General features: G+C 63.8%; 15 protein-coding genes. All 15 read left to right on the plus strand.

Annotation, left to right across the window (positions count from 1 at the left end):
• Positions 1–34: 34 nt before the first annotated feature.
• Positions 35–1399 (plus strand): UDP-glucose dehydrogenase family protein, encoded by a 1365-nt coding sequence (locus tag AO356_RS01140; protein ID WP_060738215.1) that lies wholly within the window; start codon positions 35–37, stop codon positions 1397–1399.
• Positions 1396–2451, plus strand: coding sequence for an NAD-dependent epimerase (locus tag AO356_RS01145; RefSeq protein ID WP_060738216.1), 1056 nt, complete (start codon positions 1396–1398; stop codon positions 2449–2451). The genes AO356_RS01140 and AO356_RS01145 overlap by 4 nt, the downstream gene beginning before the upstream one ends.
• Positions 2448–3194: a sugar transferase gene (locus tag AO356_RS01150; protein WP_060738217.1), complete on the plus strand. Its 747-nt coding sequence runs from the start codon at positions 2448–2450 to the stop codon at positions 3192–3194. Before AO356_RS01145 ends, AO356_RS01150 begins: the two co-directional genes overlap by 4 nt.
• Positions 3195–3839 (plus strand): CpsD/CapB family tyrosine-protein kinase, encoded by a 645-nt coding sequence (locus tag AO356_RS01155; RefSeq protein ID WP_060738218.1) that lies wholly within the window; start codon positions 3195–3197, stop codon positions 3837–3839.
• Positions 3840–3859: 20 nt separating this feature from the next.
• Positions 3860–4918 carry a polysaccharide biosynthesis/export family protein gene (locus tag AO356_RS01160; protein WP_060738219.1) on the plus strand — a complete coding sequence of 353 codons (1059 nt, stop codon included), beginning with the start codon at positions 3860–3862 and terminating at the stop codon, positions 4916–4918.
• Between the two features lie 2 nt (positions 4919–4920).
• Positions 4921–6513: a GumC family protein gene (locus AO356_RS01165; RefSeq protein ID WP_060738220.1), complete on the plus strand. Its 1593-nt coding sequence runs from the start codon at positions 4921–4923 to the stop codon at positions 6511–6513.
• The gene (locus tag AO356_RS01170) at positions 6510–7613 is read left to right on the plus strand and encodes a glycosyltransferase family 4 protein (RefSeq protein ID WP_060738221.1); all 1104 of its coding nucleotides are present in this window, start codon (positions 6510–6512) and stop codon (positions 7611–7613) included. Before AO356_RS01165 ends, AO356_RS01170 begins: the two co-directional genes overlap by 4 nt.
• Entirely contained in the window at positions 7610–8980 is a 1371-nt protein-coding gene (locus tag AO356_RS01175) for an O-antigen ligase family protein (protein WP_060738222.1), read from the plus strand. The genes AO356_RS01170 and AO356_RS01175 overlap by 4 nt, the downstream gene beginning before the upstream one ends.
• The gene (locus AO356_RS01180; RefSeq protein WP_060738223.1) at positions 8977–9936 is read left to right on the plus strand and encodes a glycosyltransferase; all 960 of its coding nucleotides are present in this window, start codon (positions 8977–8979) and stop codon (positions 9934–9936) included. Before AO356_RS01175 ends, AO356_RS01180 begins: the two co-directional genes overlap by 4 nt.
• Positions 9929–11065, plus strand: a complete 1137-nt coding sequence (locus AO356_RS01185; protein ID WP_060738224.1) for a glycosyltransferase family 2 protein — start codon at positions 9929–9931, stop codon at positions 11063–11065. Before AO356_RS01180 ends, AO356_RS01185 begins: the two co-directional genes overlap by 8 nt.
• A 12-nt stretch (positions 11066–11077) precedes the next feature.
• A complete protein-coding gene (locus AO356_RS01190; RefSeq protein WP_060738225.1) occupies positions 11078–12082 on the plus strand; it encodes a polysaccharide deacetylase family protein in 1005 nt (334 codons plus the stop codon).
• Positions 12079–13383: a lipopolysaccharide biosynthesis protein gene (locus AO356_RS01195; protein WP_060738226.1), complete on the plus strand. Its 1305-nt coding sequence runs from the start codon at positions 12079–12081 to the stop codon at positions 13381–13383. Before AO356_RS01190 ends, AO356_RS01195 begins: the two co-directional genes overlap by 4 nt.
• A gap of 230 nt (positions 13384–13613) precedes the next feature.
• The gene (locus AO356_RS01200; protein WP_060738227.1) at positions 13614–15563 is read left to right on the plus strand and encodes a hypothetical protein; all 1950 of its coding nucleotides are present in this window, start codon (positions 13614–13616) and stop codon (positions 15561–15563) included.
• Positions 15560–16249, plus strand: coding sequence for a GNAT family N-acetyltransferase (locus AO356_RS01205; RefSeq protein WP_060738228.1), 690 nt, complete (start codon positions 15560–15562; stop codon positions 16247–16249). Before AO356_RS01200 ends, AO356_RS01205 begins: the two co-directional genes overlap by 4 nt.
• A gap of 81 nt (positions 16250–16330) precedes the next feature.
• A complete protein-coding gene (locus AO356_RS01210) occupies positions 16331–17020 on the plus strand; it encodes a hypothetical protein (RefSeq protein ID WP_060738229.1) in 690 nt (229 codons plus the stop codon).
• Positions 17021–17023 lie beyond the last annotated feature (3 nt).

Here is a 17023-nt window from a genome sequence, read left to right on the forward strand (position 1 = left end):
AGTTACATCATTCGGTCTGCGAGGCGCGCCAAAAATGGACGTGAGCGTATTTGGTACGGGGTATGTCGGGTTGATCCAGGCGGCTGCAATGGCCGACGTCGGACACCGTGTTTTGTGCATCGACATCGACCCGAACAAGATCCGGCAACTGCAACAGGCCGTACCGACCATCAGCGAACCGGGGTTGTCCAATCTGCTCGAAGACAACATCAAGGCCGGACGCCTGTCGTTCAGTTCCCAGGCCAGCGACGCGGTCAATCACGGCGAGCTGATTTTCATCGCCGTCGGCACCCCCGCCGATGAAGACGGCTCGGCCGACCTGAGCCATGTGCTGGCCGTCACCCGGCAGATCGCCGACTTCATGGACAGCGACCGCACCCTGGTCATCAAGTCCACGGTGCCGGTGGGCACCGCCGACAAGGTGGCCGAATGCGCCCGCCAGGCGTTGGCCCGGCGCGGCCTGAAACAGCTGAACGTGCGCGTGGTGTCCAACCCCGAATTTCTCAAGGAAGGCAGCGCCCTGGCCGATTGCATGCGGCCGGACCGGATCATCGTCGGCACCGCCGACCCGGTGGCCCGTGACCAGATGACGGAGCTCTACGCGCCCTTTTGCCGCAACCACGAAAAACTGATGTTCATGGACAACCGCAGCGCCGAACTGACCAAGTACGCCGCCAATGCCATGCTCGCCACCCGCATCAGCTTCATGAACGAACTGGCCAATCTCACCGAACGGCTGGGCGCCGACATAGAAGCGGTGCGCAAGGGCATCGGCTCGGACCCGCGCATCGGTTATCACTTCATCTACCCCGGCTGCGGTTTCGGCGGCTCGTGCTTTCCCAAGGACCTGCGGGCCCTGCTGCACACCGCCGAACAAAGCGGCATGCCGCTGCGCCTGCTGCGCAGCGTCACCGACGTCAACGACAGCCAGCGGCACATCCTCTTCGAGAAACTGGCGAAGCAATTCCCGGATGGCCTGGCCGGCAAATCGATTGCCATCTGGGGCCTGGCGTTCAAGCCCAACACCGATGACATGCGCGAAGCTCCCAGCCGCTACCTGATGGAAGCGCTGTGGCGCGAAGGCGCCCGGGTCCAGGCCTATGACCCGGAAGCCATGTCCGAATGCCGCCGCCTCTACGGCTATCGCAAGGACCTGAACCTCTGTGCGACCCGCGATGACACCCTGGAAGACGCCGACGCCCTGGTGATCTGCACCGAGTGGAAGAACTTTCGCGTGGTGGATTTCGACCTGCTGGCCAACAAGTTGCGCGCTCGGGTGATCATCGACGGCCGCAACCTGTACAACCCCGAACACCTGGCCGCCGCCGGGCTGCTGTATCGCGGTATCGGGCTGCGCCACACCGTGCCCGGCACCCCGGCACCAGGGCCACAGGCGTGAACATCCTGGTCACCGGCGCAGCCGGTTTCATCGGCGCCCATGTCGTGTTGCGGCTGCTGCGCGACGGCCATCGGGTGTGCGGGCTGGACAATTTCAACGACTACTACGACCCGCAGCTCAAGCACGACCGCGTGGCCTGGGTGAACGACCAGGTCGGCACCTTCCCCTTGGCGCGGCTCGACCTGGCCGACGCACCGGCCATCGACGAATTGTTCCAGGCCCGGCGCCCGGACGTGGTGATTCACCTCGCAGCCCAAGCCGGCGTGCGCTACTCCCTGGAAAACCCGCAGGCCTATGTCGACAGCAACATCACCGGTTTCCTGAACATCCTGGAAAGCTGCCGCCGGTATCCGGTCAAGCACCTGATCTACGCCTCCTCAAGCTCGGTATACGGCGCCAACCCGCGCACGCCTTATTCGGTGCAGGACAATGTCGATCATCCACTGTCGCTGTACGCGGCCAGCAAAAAATCCAACGAACTGATGGCCCACAGCTACAGCCACCTGTTCGGTATTCCCTGCACCGGCTTGCGGTTCTTTACGGTGTACGGCCCTTGGGGCCGGCCGGACATGTCGCCGATCCAGTTTGCCCGCGCCATCACCGAAGACCGTGTGCTGCAGCTGTTCAACCACGGCGAGCACCAGCGCGATTTCACCTACATCGACGACATCGTCGAAAGCATTGCCCGCCTGATCGAACAGGCGCCCCAGGTCACGCCCTTGCTGGATCACGAACAACCGGGCCCGGCCACCAGCCGCGCGCCCTGGCGGATCTACAACATCGGCGGGCAGCACCCGGTGGTGCTGCGCACCTATGTCGCGCTGCTGGAAAAACACCTGGGCCGCACCGCCCGCATCGAACTGCTGCCCCTGCAAGCGGGCGATGTGCTCAACACCTGCGCCGACGCCAGCGACCTGGCGCGGGCCACCGGCTTCAAGCCGGGCATCGAACTGGACGACGGCCTGGGCCGCTTCATCCAGTGGTTCCTCGAGTATTACCTAGTGCCTGCCCACGCGCCGCTTGCGGCCCAATCTCAGCGGAGGAGTCTATGACCCGACATGAACAAATCATTGCGATCAATGCCCCCGGACGCGATAAGCGTGTCGATCCCGACCACCGCAGGCGCCTGGACGCGGCCATCCACCGCCAGGGTCGTGGTTGGTTGACCGGTCGCGACGGCGGCCGGCCCTGGACAGTCTCGCGTACCAATCGGGTGGTGGCCGGCCTCGGCGCACTGGCGATCCTGGTGGTCTTCTGCCCGCTGTTGCTGGGCCTGGCACTGCTGGTCAAGTTTTCCAGCCCGGGCCCGGTGCTGTTCATACAGAAACGCACCGGCTATCGCGGTCGGGTGTTCGGCATGTACAAGTTCCGCACCATGGTCGCCGACGCCGAAGCCCTCAAGGAGTCGCTGCGCCACCTCAACAAACACGGCGCCGATGCCATCGACTTCAAGATCGACAACGACCCGCGCATCACGCCCATCGGCCGGTTCCTGCGTCGCAGCAGCCTCGACGAACTGCCGAACCTGATCAACGTAGTGACCGGCGACATGCGCCTGGTGGGCCCGCGGCCGACCTCGTTCAACGCCTATCGCTACAAGGACAACCATCTTGTGCGCCTGAGCATCTACCCCGGCATGACCGGCCTGTGGCAGATCTCCGGACGCAGCAATATCGACTTCGACCAGCGCGTGGAATTGGACCTCAGCTATATCGCTGAACAAAGCCTGTGGCTGGACTTGAAGATCCTGATGCTTACCCCCTTCAAAGTTTTCAGCGGCCACGGAGCGAGTTAAATGGACGGTTCAACGAATATCCTGACCATAGCCAGCCCGAGCGAGACCAACCTGACCTCGACCGTGCTCGACCCTTCCCTGCGGACCCTGCTCTTGACGTCCGCCAACACCGGTACCGGCACCAGCACCAGCGCCATGGCACTGGCCGCTCAGCTGGCGCAGATGAGCAACGGTCGCGTCCTGCTGGTGGATGCCAGCCAGTCACCGCGCAACCTCAGCCAGCAACTGGCGTTGCACAAGGAACGCGGTTTCACCGACCTGCTGTTCAACAGCCTCGCCCCACCCCTGTTGCAGGACTGCGTGGTGCAGGCGTCCAGCCTGCCCTTCGACGTGCTGCCCCACGGTCGCCTGGGTCGCAATGCCGAGCGCCTGAGCCCCGAGCGCCTGCGCCCGCTGTTCAAGCAACTGGCGGCGCAGTACCGCTTTGTGGTGATCGACGCCGACGCGGTGTATTCGGCCAGCGACACGCTGGTGCTCAGCACCCAGGTCGATGGCGTGGTGCTGGTGGTGCGCGGTGAAGACACCCGCTGGGAAGTGGCCCAGGCCGCCCGCCAGCGCCTGTCCCAAGCGGGCGCGAAAGTGGTCGGCAGCGTGTTCAACCGCCGCAAGTACTACATGCCCAAGTGGCTCTACAACAACCTGTAAGCCTGCAAAAGGATGACGAGATGAACGCCAGAATGCTTGTCCTGCTGTTGCTGCCGCTTGCCGGTTGCTCCAGTACCAGCGATACCCGCTCGATGCCGGTGCAGATCCTCACGGCTGCACCGGCCAACGCCCAGGCCACCGACATGCCCAAGGTCGAACAGACCCTGCGGCCCCAGGACGTGCTGGATGTGATCTTCCACATCAGCACCACCGGGCCCCAGGCCTATCGGGTGCAGGCGGGCGACCAGGTGGCGCTGAACTTCACCGCCGCCAGCCAGCTCAACGGCACGCAACAGGTGATGCCCGACGGCAGCATCGAACTGCCAGGGGCCAACACCTCGGTGAAGGTCGCCGGCCTGACCACCGACGAAGCCCGCCTGGCGGTCCAGCGCGCCTATGACCAGAAGATGCTGTTCCAGCCCAATCGCAACCAATTGACGGTAATGGTGACCAGCCCGCTGAGCAGCGAGACGAACCTGCGCAACACCCTGACCCACCCGGCCACAGGCATGAGCCGGGAGATCATCGTGGGCCGGGATGGTTACGCAAGCTTCCCGGAAATCGGTTCCGTGCCACTGCAAGGCATGACCGTGACCCAACTGGAAACCTTCCTCAACGAGCGCTACGCCCAGTTACCAGGCCACATGACCGTCGACGTGCTGCTCAAGTCCACCGCCGGCAACGAGATCTATGTCCTCGGTGAGGTGGCGCAGCCTGGTTCCTACCCGATCCGCCGGCCGATCTCGGTCCTCGAGGCCCTGACCCTGGCTCGTGGCACCAACGTCAAGGCCCGGCTCGATTCGGTGGTGATCATGCGGCGCAACGGCAACCAGGTCGAAGCCCGCCACTATGACGTGGAAAAAGCCCTGAGCGGTGACGCCTCGCAGATCGCCTACTTGCAGCCGGAAGACATGCTGTACGTGCCCAAGACCGGCCTGGCCAAAGCCGGTGAAATGGCTCGGCAATTGGCCGACGTGGTGCTGTTCCAGGGTGTTGGCGTCAGCTTGGGCTACCGCCTCGATAGCAAAGGCGACAACAGCAGCAGATCCAGTACCGACACTTCTGCAGCAGGTAATTGATCATGAATCCCAAGGAAAATTATTTGCATGAGTTCTTCAGGATCTTCTTCGCCAACAAGCAGTGGGTGAAGCGCGTCTTCCTGATCTTCGCCGTGATCGCCCTGGTGCTGCCGTTGATGCTCAAGCAGAGCTTCGACATCACCGCCCAGGTGATCGTCCAGTCGAAAAAACTCTCCCAGGGCGACGCCACCACGTCGCTGAACCAGGAAAACGCCACCTTCATCCCGCCATCCCTGGCGGACATGGAAACCGAGAGCAATATCCTGCGCTCACCGGCGTTGATCCGGCAGACCATCAGTGCCCTGCGCGACCAGGGCGACTACACCCCAAGCCCAGGTATTCTCAACAAGTGGGTGAGCGAGCCGCTCAAGAAATACGTCACCCAACCCCTGCGCGAATACGTCATCAACCCGCTGCGCGACGGCCTGGGGCTGGAGGTCGATCCGGTGCGCGACACCGTGCTCGATACGCTGACCGACGAGGCCATCGAAAACCTGAAGATCGAGACCCTGCCCGGCTCCAACGTCATCTCCATCGTCTACAGTTTCGGCGACCCGGCCCAGGGCACCCGCTTCGTGGCACAGCTGCTGCAAAACTACCTCAGCAGCCGCCAGGACCTGCAATCGATCGAACTGCCGCAGACCTTCTATGAGCAGAAGAAAGCCCAATACCAGACCCGCCTCGACGGCCTGGAAGGTACTCGGCTGGGGCTGTTGGAAAACATCGGCTCGTCCGATCCCAAGGAAGAAATCACCTTCCGCCTGAACGCCATCAACACCGAAGAACAGGCCCTGAACCTGTACCAGGATCGCCTGCTGCAAAGCCAACGCTGGCTCGATTACCTCAAGACCAGCCTGGCGGCGGCGAACAGCTCCCGGTTCAACGACTACACCTTCCCGTTCACCTTCACCACCACCGTGGACAACATCGCCTTCGAGGATCGGGAGATCAAACAACTGGGCGAGCAACTGACCAGCCAGGTCAGCCGCTACATGAATGACCTGGCGATCTTCCAGCCCAGCAGCGAACCGATGCTGCTGGCCCGGGAACAGATCGTCCGCACGCGCCAGCAGTTCCTGAAAGTGGTCAACAACCGGATCCAGGAACGCACCACAGATCTGGCGGTGGTCAGTTCGGTGATCAATCAGAAAGTCGAACGCATCGCCGCCTTCAAGGAGCGCATCCATCAGTTGCAGGAAACCCAAAGCAAGCTGCGGCAGATGGACACCGAGATCAACGCCTTGCATGCGGCCTTCTCCACCTACGCCCAGCGCTTCGCCGAAGCCAGCACCGCGCGCTCGCTGGACAACGACCTGTCCAACGCCCGGGTCCTGAGCCCGCCGTTCGAACCGACCGCGGCGGCCTTTCCCAAGCCGATGCTGATCATTGTCTTCGGCATGTTCAGCGGCCTGCTGCTGGCGATCGCCCTGGTCTATGTGCGTGAGTTCTTCGATCACCGCTTCAAGCACCCAGCGCAAATCACCCGGCAATTGGAAGTGCCGGTGCTGCTGGTGATCAACGAACAGTCCCCCGAGCAGGTCAACCCGCACCGCAACTGGAGCCTGCCCAGCCTTGTCCATTGGGTGCGAAATTGAACGCGCCGTTCGACCCGCCCCGCCACAGCGGCCCCCTGTCGATCATTCATCTGCTCGACAGCGGTGGCTTCTATGGGGCCGAGCGGATGCTGCTCGATCATTGCCTGGCAACGCCCGGACAGCACGAGGTGCTGTTCCTGGCGGCGCCACCGACTTTGATCACGCGTTTTCGCCAGGCTGGGGTCGATTGCCGTCACTGCGCCAGTTGGGCCGAGCTGTTGCAGCACCTGCGCCAGCGCCGGGACGAGCGACCGCTGATCAACACCCACAACTTCAAGGGGCTGTTGTTCGGCTGGTCGGCGGCCACGCTGCTGCGCCTGCCGCTGGTGATCACCCAGCATGGCTTCACGCCGCGCAGCCCCAAGCAGCGTTTCTACACCTGGCTGAGCCTGCAACTGTGCCGCACCGCCTCGGTCAAGCGAGTGGTCTGCGTGGCCGAAAGCATCGCCACGCTGCACCGCCGGGCCAGCGTGCGGGCGGAAAAACTCGATGTAATCCCCAACGGCCTGCCAGCGGCCAGCACACCACTGGCCCACCGCACCGACCAGCAACGCTGGCGGGTCGGCTACGTCGGCCGCTTGAGCAGCGAGAAAGGCCCGGACCTGTTCCTCGATGCCATGATCCCCCTGTGCCAGCGGCATTCGTCGCTGCACGCGGTGATGCTCGGCGACGGCCCGGAACGCCAGGCGCTGCTCAAGCGCATCACCGACGCCGGGCTGCCCACGCGCATCGAATTGCCCGGCTACCAGACCGACATGAATGCCTGGTGGAGTCGCCTCGACGCGCTGGTGATCAGCTCGCGCACCGAAGGCACCCCGATGATTCTGCTCGAAGCCATGCAGGCCGGCGTGCCAGTGGTGGCGTTCGGTGTCGGCGGCATTCCCGACGTGTTGCAGGACCGCCATAACGGCCTGCTCGCGGCACCGGCCGACAGTGCGGACCTGGCGGCGCAGATCGAAACGCTGTTCAGCGAACCGCCCCTGGCGCGGATCCTGGCCGACAACGCGCGCCGCACCCAACAGGATCGCTACGACCTGCGCACGCTGGCCGAACGCTGGTCGCAGCTTTACATCCGCACGGCGCGGGAGGCTCGCTCATGATAGTCCCACTCTCGATCGTCAGCCTGCTGGGCCTGGTGTGCCTGGCGTTGCTGGCCAGCCCTTATCCGTTCCTCGCCCCGGGCGCGGTGCTCGGCCTGGTCGGCGTCGCCGTGCTGTACCGCAAGCCCGGCTGGGGTTTGCTGGGTATTGCCGCGCTGGTGCCATTCGAAGGCCTGTTCAAGGACAACGCGTTTTCCGGCAGCAAGTTCTTTGGCCTGGCGCTGATCCTGATCCTGATGCTGCAACTGGCCCTGCACCAGATTCCCGCGACACGTTTGCGCAGCAACATCTGGAAGCCCCTGATCGGCTTCATGGTGCTGTATGGCCTGAGCCTGTTGCTCTCGGAAAACATGGACCTGTCCCTGACCCATCTGCGGGAGCTGACCGTGGGGATCGTCCTATTCGTGATCACCTTGCTGATCGGTCGCGAACTGAACCTGGACCTGTTCGCCCGCCTGATGACGGTGAGCGTCTCCACCACATGCGTACTCGCGATGTTCTCGGCCAAATATCAGGATCAGGGCCGTGCTTCGGGCCTGCTGGAAGACCCCAACGTCTTTGCGCTGTTGATTGCGTTCACCGTACCGCTGGCTTTGTGGCTGGTGCTGCGCAGTCCGAACCTGTTGCACCGATTGTTCTGGAGCGGGGGTTTCATCCTGTTGCTCGGTGGCATGACCAAGACCGAGTCGCGTTCCGGACTGGTGGTGCTGTTGCTCAGCCTGGTGATCGGCTTGTACCACTATCGTGCACAACTGCCGCGCATCCGTCCGCGGCACCTGGGCTTCGCCATGCTCGGGCTGGCATTGTTGATTCCCCTGGCGATCGCGGTGATGCCCGCCGGCTACGTGGCACGCATTCAGTCGTTGAGCATCCTCAGCGCCGGCGTCAATGCCCACAAGGACGAATCCCTGGGTCGCCGTGCCTCGTACATCCTGGTCGGCAGCCAGATGATCCGCGAGAACCCGATACTCGGGTCAGGGCCCGGAACCTTTCCCCTGCACTACGCGCCCACCGGCTATGCCAAGGCGTTCTCGGCCAACCGCAAGCTGGGGGACCTGTATCGCCGCGCCCATAACACCTACCTGGAAATCTTCAGCGAAATCGGCGTGCCGGGCGGGCTGATGTTCGTCGGCATGCTTGGCCTTGGCCTGTACAACCTGCTGCACGCCCGTCGGCTCTGGTTGCAGCGCCGCGACTGGGCGCAGGCGGACCTGCTGACGCACCTGGGCATGAGTTTCCTGTCGCTGGGGCTGTTCCTGATGTTTCTCAGTGCGCCGAACCACAAGTTGCTGTGGATCATGCTCGCCCTCACCAGCGTGTTGCGCTACGACGCCGAACAGGCCGCGCCACAGGAGGCTCGTCCATGAGTGGCGTCAGCATTGTGATCCCGATGTACAACGAGGCCCGACACATCGGCCGGACCCTGCAGGCGGCCCGGGAAGCGGCCCGCCAGGCAGGCTTGGCGTGCGAGTTGATCGTGGTGGACAACGGCTCCGACGACCACGGCCCGCGCATCGCCAACGAGCTGGGCGCCCGGGTGCTGATCGTCCCGGGCGTGCACATCGGCGCCCTGCGCAATCGCGGCGCCGCCCTCGCCAGCGGCGACTGGCTGGCGTTCATCGACGCCGACATCGAGATGCCGGCCGACTGGCTCAAGCTGTTGCTGGAGCTTGAAGGCCACCAGGGCGATGTACTGGGCCTGGACCTGGACACGCCCCGGCAGGCACCGTGGTTCGCCGAAGCCTGGCAGCGCCGCAGTCAACGTCCGGGGTCACGCCTCTTGCATCGGGTGCAGTGGCTGCCCAGCGCCAACCTGTTGATGCGCCGCAGTTGGTTCGAACGGGTCGGCGGCTTCGACGAAACCCTGCGTACCGGCGAAGACAAGGATTTTTCCCTGCGCCTGCGCCAGGCCGACGCGCAATTGCTGTTGGTCAACGAAAGCGTGGCCCTGCACTGGGGCTACGAAGGCAGTTGGCGCGAGTGGATGAGCAAGGAGTTGTGGCGCCAGGGCAGTCATCTGCAATTGCTGCGCAGCCATGGCCCGAGCCTGCGCCTGCTGCGCTTCCCGGCCCTGTCCGTCGGCGCTTGGTGCCTGGACCTGTTGGCCCTGCTCGCGGTGCTCCAGGGGCAGTTGCACCTGGCGCTGATGCTGTTGCTGGTCACTGCGCTGCCGCCTCTGCTGCTGAGCCTGCGCCAGAGCCGGCGCGACCCGCGCCTGACCCTGCAATTGTGGGCATTGCATGGGGTGCGCCTGCACCTGACCGGCGCCGCCCTGCTGCTCAACCTGTGTCATTGGAACGTCAGGAGACCTGCCCGTGGCTGAGTTCATTTATTGGTCGTGCCTGCTACTGCCGGTGTACGCCTACCTCGGTTATCCCTTGATGCTGAGCCTGCTGGCGCCGCTGTTTCCGCTGCGGCGCTATGGCAAGGCGTTGCCGATGGACGTGAGCATCGTCATTGCCGCCCACAACGAGGCCCGGCATATCGAGGAGAAGCTGCGCACCTTGCTCGCTCAGGATTACCAGGCGCACTCGCTGCAAATCATCCTCGCCAGCGACGGCTCCACCGACGATACGGTGGTGTGCGCACGCAAAGTGATCGACCCGCGCATCACCGTGCTCGACCTGCCGCGCCAGGGCAAGGCCGCCGCCCTCAATACCGGTGTCGTCCACAGCCGCGGCGAAATCCTGGTGTTCACCGACGCCGACAACCAATGGGCCGCCGATACCCTCGGCCACCTGCTGGCGCCCCTGGGCGATCCGGAAGTCGGCGCCTGCGCCGGGCATATGGAAATTCCGGTGCCGGGCAAGGGCCTGAGCCTGGGCGACAGCCTGTATCGCCATTACGAAGGCTGGTTGCGGCGGGTGGAGAGCCGCACCGGTTGCATGGTCTCGGCCGACGGTGCCCTGCTGGCTTTGCGTCGGGCGCTGTTCCAGCCGATCCCGGCCCAGGTCAACGATGACTTTTTCCTCAGCACCTGCGCACCGGCCGCCGGCAAGTCCATCGTCTACGTGCCACGGGCCCGGGTGACCGACCAGGGCGTGGACGAGGCCGACAAGCAGTTTCGCCGGCGCCAGCGAGTCACCGTTGGCGGGTTGCAGAGCCTGGCCCAACGCCGGGAGCTGCTCAACCCGCTGCGTCATGGCCTCTACGCCATCGGGCTGATCAGCCACAAATTGATCCGCCGCCTGGCGCCGGTGTTGCTGCTGCCCCTGTTGCTGAGCAATGCCTGGCTGTGGAACGACCATCCGTTCTACCGCCTGAGCCTGCTGGCGCAGTTGCTCGGCTACGCCATGGCGCTGATCGGCTTGATGGATGCCGGCCACCGTTTGCCCCGGCCCTTTCGCCTGGCGGCGTTCGTGCTGGTGACGCTGGCGGGCATGAGCATCGGGCTCTGGCAGTTCCTGCGGGGTCATCGCTACAGCCAATGGAACCCCGAGCAGAATCGCTAAGGAGAAGAGCCGATGTCGATCAAACAAGTCTTCAAGCGCACCGGCGGCTGGCTGTACCTGAACACGTCCCTGGGCCGCCACCCCCTGCGCGGTGCCGGCGTGATCCTGATGCTGCATCGCGTACTGAACAACGACCGCGCCGCCGAATTGCCCCACCGCAACGAGCTGTGCGTGGGGCCCGACGCGTTTGAACACTTGCTGATCTGGCTGCTACGGCATTTCGAGTGTGTGCCGCTGATGAGTTTGTTGCTGGCTGATCCTGAAAGCGTCCCGAACCGTCCGCGGGTGGCCCTGACCTTCGACGACGGCTGGCGCGACAACGCCATGAATGCCTTTCCGCTGCTGCGCCAATACCAGGTACCGGCGAGTATTTTCCTGTCCACCGATTTCATCGGCAGCCGCCAGCACTTCTGGTGGGAAAGCATTGGCGAGACCCTGTGGGGCAGCCATGGCCAGGTGGCCCGGCATTCGTTGATCGAGCACTTGCAGCACGCCGGCCGTCCGTTGCCGGTGCTGCTCGATGACATCGACGACGAGCGTCGCAGCCTGGCGTTGCTGCATTACCTGCAAAGCCTCAAGAGCCTCGATCCCCGGACCTTGAGCGAACTCACCGACGCCTGCCCGCAGGGTTCCCAGCCCCAGGCCCTGGACTGGTCCCAGGTGCGCATGCTCGAAGATTCCGGCCTGATCCGCTTCGGCCCCCATGGTGCCAGCCACGCGATTCTGACCGGGCTGGACGACCAGCGCCTGCACGAAGAACTGACGCGCAGTTGGACGGCCCTGGAAAACGGCTGCGCGCAACCCTTGCCGGTGTATTGCTACCCCAACGGCGATCACGATGCCCGCGTGCGCCAACAGGTGGCGGCCCACGGCTTTAGCTTTGCCCTGGGCACCGAGGCGGGGCTGTATCGCAACGACGGCGACCCCTTGAACCTGCCACGCTTCGGCGTCAGCCAGCGCAATGCCCATCATCCCGAATTACTGGCCTGGCGAATTCGCCGAGGGACACGTCCATGAGCCGTGCTCATTACCTCAAGCACCTGGCTCTGAGCATGGGCACGCGCCTGGCGATGATCGGCCTGCGCCTGCTGCGCAATGTGCTGCTGGCGCGGATTCTCGGGCCCAGCGAACGGGGGCTGTTTGCCTTGCTCAGCACCCTGCCGGACCTGATCAGCGCCGCCACCAGCGGCGGCCTGAATTCCGCCGTGGGTTATCAGGCGGCGCAGCAGCGTTCAATGGGTTTGTTACTCAGCCAGGTGCTGGTATTCGGTTGCCTGCTGGCCGGGCTGCTGACCTTGCTGGTGGTGGCGCTGGTGCGCGAGTTCGGCGGTGAACTGGACATCACCACGCAACTGGGATTGCTCGCCTGGCTACTGTTGCTGGCCGTGCCGCTGACCGTGCTCAAGAGTGGCCTGCTGACGCTGCACAACGCTTCCGGTGGCGTGGGCGCCTTCAATGCCTTGCGCCTGCTGGAATCCCTGGCGCCCCTGCTGTTGTTTATCGCGTTGTTCTGGATGTGGAAAGACACGGCGCTGGAAGCGGCGCTGATCAGTTGGCTGGCGGGCCTGAGCCTGGTGGTGCTGGCCGGTTGGGTGTGGTTGCGCCGCGATCATGTGGTCACCCTGCGCTGGGATCGCAGCCGTCAGAACGAACTGTTGCGCTACGGCGCCCGCAGCCATCCGGACCTGCTGTTCCAGCAAGTGCTGCTGCGCTCGGACTTCCTGTTCATCGGTGCCCTGCTGGGCAGCACGGCCCTGGGGCACTACGCCATGGCCAGCGCCGCCGCCGAGCTGCTGCTGATCGTGCCGGAAGCCGTCACCACACCACTGATGAAACGCCTGCTGCAACAGGACAGCGACATGCAGCGCCTGACCCCCTTGGCCTTGCGCCTGACCGCGACGGTGATGCTTGGCGCCTGCCTGACCATGGCGCTGATCGGCGAGTGGCTGATCGTCACCTTGTTCGGCATCGCCTATCAACCGGCCTATCCGGCCTTGCTGGCGTTGCTGCCGGGACTGTTCGGGCTGTGCTACGCGAGCATCCTGCGCCTGGATCTGCTGGGCAAGGACCGACCCGGCACGGTGTCGCTGATGATGGGCGTAGGCGCGCTGTTGAACCTGGCGCTGAACCTGATCCTGATTCCCCTCTACGGCATCGTCGGCGCTGCCGCCGCGTCGTCAATCGCCTACCTGGGCGTGACCCTGGCGCTGCTGGCGATGTACTGCCGCCTCAGCGGCGTGGCGCCGTGGCAGACACTGATCATCCTGCCCAGCGACTTGCTGCCGATGCGCCAGATGCTGCTGGGGAAATCGGCATGAGCAGGGTTGCCCGCCAAGCTGCCATCGCGAGCAAGCTCGCTCCCACAGGGTGCGGGGTTGTTCTTGTGGAAGCGGTGGGTCAGCTTGCACCAATGGTGGATGTGCCGCCCTCTTCGCGAGCAAGCTCGCTCCCACAAAAGGCTGGTGCCGAACACACTATCCGCGACCACCACAAATCAACTGTGGGAGCGAGCTTGCTCGCGATGGGGCCAGTACGGCATGGATGGAAAATGGCCGCAGGCGTGTGCCTTTGGAGCCTGGCCTTGTTGGCCCATGGCGCGGCCATGCAATGGACCGGCATCCGCGACGGCAGCCTGTACCTGCAGACCGACCGCCCGGATCAAGTGACCGTGCGCTGGGTGCCCGCCTGGCAGGCCAATGCCAACACAGAACACCTGTACCTGCTCGACGGCCAAGGGCGCCTGGTGGGTGAACGCCTGATCAAGGCCGCCGAGGAACGTGGCGAGCAGCAGTGGCCTTTGCTGCCGGGGGCCGCCAGCTATCGCCTGGAAATTCCCGGCTACAGTTTCCGCCGCTACACCGTCGAACACGACGCCCATACCCGGGCGCTGTTCGCCCCGGCCAAGGTGCATTTCAATGCCGAAACCCACGACGGCGATGAGTTGTATTTCAAGGTCGCCCCCGGCGAACAAGCCGTGCTGGCGGGCAAGTTCCACGGTGGTGTGCGCAGCCTGCGAGCCCGGCGCGTCGCCGATGGCAAACAGGTGCAGTTGAACCTCAAGCCGTATCCGGCCTATGGGCAGTTCGATCAAGTGGCATTGCCCGTCGCCAATGTGGAGCAAACCTGGCGCCTGCAATTGCAGGGCAACGGCAAGGCGGCATTCTGGCTGGATGGCACGGCCAACCTGTTCGCCCAAGACCCAGGGCATCTGCAACCGCTGCGCCAGGACCCGGGACAGGCGCGTCTGAAACTCTATGGCGATGTCCTGGGAACAACCCCGAAACTGGGGGTCTACCTGCCCTACGTCATGCCTCCGCCATCGGCCTACCCGGTGATCGAAGCCCTCAAGCCCCAGGCCGCCAGCTACTACAGCCTGGTCGACATCACCGCAGACAGGCCGGACCATGAAAATCAGTTTCGGCGCCTGTACCAGGACCGCTTCGGCATCATCCGGGACATCACCCTGCTGGCCGGTAGCGCGCGCAAGGCCGACCTGCGGGCTGACCGCGTCAGCAACAACGGTTTGCAAGCCTGGCTCATGGCGACCCGCGCCTTGGGCGGCAAAGGCATCCACTACCTCAGTTTCGCCGATGAGCCGAACCTCAACTACCCGGATTTCGCCAGCTACCAGCAGGTGTTCGAAAGCATGGCCAATCAGGTTCGCGCCATCCCCGCCAATGCCCGTGCCGGGGTACGCATTGCCATACCGGCCAGCTCCCGGTTCACCAATGGTCCTTTGGCGGAAAACGCCGCCGAGCGGCGCGGGATCGATTGGGCGCGGCGCTTGCTGGCCAAATACGGTGACCAGATCGACGCCCTGGCCTGGCATGAATGGATGATCCGCGACCTGCTGGCGACCCGGGTCTATCGCAACAGCGTGCGCCGCGCAGCCGGCCTGGTGGGCCTGGACAGCAAGGGCCGGCCGAACAAGGCCTTGCTGCTGGACCAGACCAACATGTCCAGCGGCTCGAGCCTGAGCCCCTACGACCAGGAAACCCACTACGCCGCCCTGTGGTGGACGTCCGTGGTCATCAACGCCTCGGCCGACGGCTGGCTGGACATGCTCAACTGGTTCATGCTCGCCGACGAACCTGAGTACCCCAAAGGCATGGTGCGGGTGCTGGACAGCCAGCGTTTCGAACTCAAGCCGGTGGGTCTGGCCCAACAGTTCATCCAACAACATTGGCTCAACCAGGTGCTACGCCTGGATAACGACGCCTTCGAAGTCGACGTGCTGGCCATGGCCACCGACACGAGACGCAGCTTGCTGGGTGTGAACAAAAGCACGCGCCCGCAACAGGTCAGCCTGGACGGCGCGTCCTGCCCCCAGGCGCAAGCAGAGCTGGTGTATTTCGGCCCCGACAGTCAAAGCCGCAGCGCCCCGTTCAACTGCGAGGCCGGGCAGATCGGTTTTCTCCTGCCAGGAGAAACCGTGTTCGCCCTCGGCTGGACCGCCCTCTCTTTCCCCCCACCCGCCACCCGTCAGGAGGCACCATGAGCGTTCTGCAAGCATTACGTGATGGCATTCAGAAAAAAGGCCTGCGCGCCGTTCTCAAACAGCTGTTCAGGCGCTACGTGTTTTTCCACACCCGACTGGTGTGGCTGGAGCACGATGTGCGAACCCCACTCCCCCCGCATAACCTCAAGCCCTATCCACCGATGCGCCTGGAGTTCATCACGGTCAGCAATGCCGATGCTTTTGCCCGGCACTTCGGCGACCGCGTCGAAACCATGCGCGAGCTGGCAGCCGAAGGCTACACAGGTTTGATGTACCTGGATGCGCAGGGCGACACCGTGGGTTTCGCCTGGGCCAGCACACGAGACTATTTCGACCGCCATTTCTATCGCTGCAACTTCCCGATCAAGCCGGGTGAGTACTTTCAGTTCGGTGGGGAGATGATCCGCGCCTACTGGGGTTCCAGTATGTCGGCGGACATGCAGTTGGAAATGTGGAAAATCATGGTGGACAGCGGCTGCAACACAATGGTCGATGTCTGCGATTTGCAAAACACCCCGGCGATCAAGATGCACCTGCGCATGGGCTTCCAGGAACGCGGCAAGATCACCCACGTGTATCGCCTGTTCGGTCGCTGGCGGTTTTTCCGCGACACGTTCTACCGCGGCTCGGCACTGGACGCCTTTCGTAAACCGGCCCCGCCGCTTGCATCGACTGCACCGGCCTGATGTCCATGGCGCTCTAACCCCCCATCGCGAGCAAGCTCGCGATGGGGTCTTTCCCCAAACCGCCCCTCGCCAGGAGGCACCATGAACGTTCTGCAAAAATTGCGTGATCGCATTCGGAAAAAAGGGCTGCGCACTGTTCTAAATCAGCTGTGCAGACACTACGTGTACTTCCACGAACAACTGGTGTGGATGGAGCGCGATCTGGTCAGCCCGATACCGCCCAATAACCTCAGGCCCTATACGCCGTTGCGCCGGGAACGCATCACCACCAGCAATGCCGATGCCTTCGCCACGTACTTTGGCGACCGCATCGAGACCATGCGCGAACTGGCTGCCGAAGGCCACACCGGGCTCATGTACCTGAACGACAAGGGCGACACTGTCGCTTTCATCTGGGGCAGTACACGGGACTATTTCGACCGCCATTTCTTTCGCTGCTGGTTCCCGGTCAAACCGGGCGAGTTCTTCGAGTTCGGCGGTGAGTTGTACCGCACTTACTGGGGGACCCAGCTATCGGTGGATATGCAGCTGGATCTGTGGAAAGCCATGGCCGAGCAAGGTTGCAACAGAGTGGTCGACGTCTTCGAGCTGAGCAACATTCCAGCCGTCAAGTTGCACCTGCGCATGGACTATCAGGAGCGCGGCCAGATCACCCATATGCATTGCTTGTTCGGCCGCTGGCGGTTCTTCCGTGACACGTTCTACACCGGCTCGGTCCTGGACTCTTTTCGTAAACCGGCCAAGCCGGTTCCATCCACTGCGGCGGCCTGACGT

The sequence above is a fragment of the Pseudomonas fluorescens genome, from assembly GCF_001307275.1.
Lineage (GTDB): Bacteria > Pseudomonadota > Gammaproteobacteria > Pseudomonadales > Pseudomonadaceae > Aquipseudomonas > Aquipseudomonas fluorescens_AA.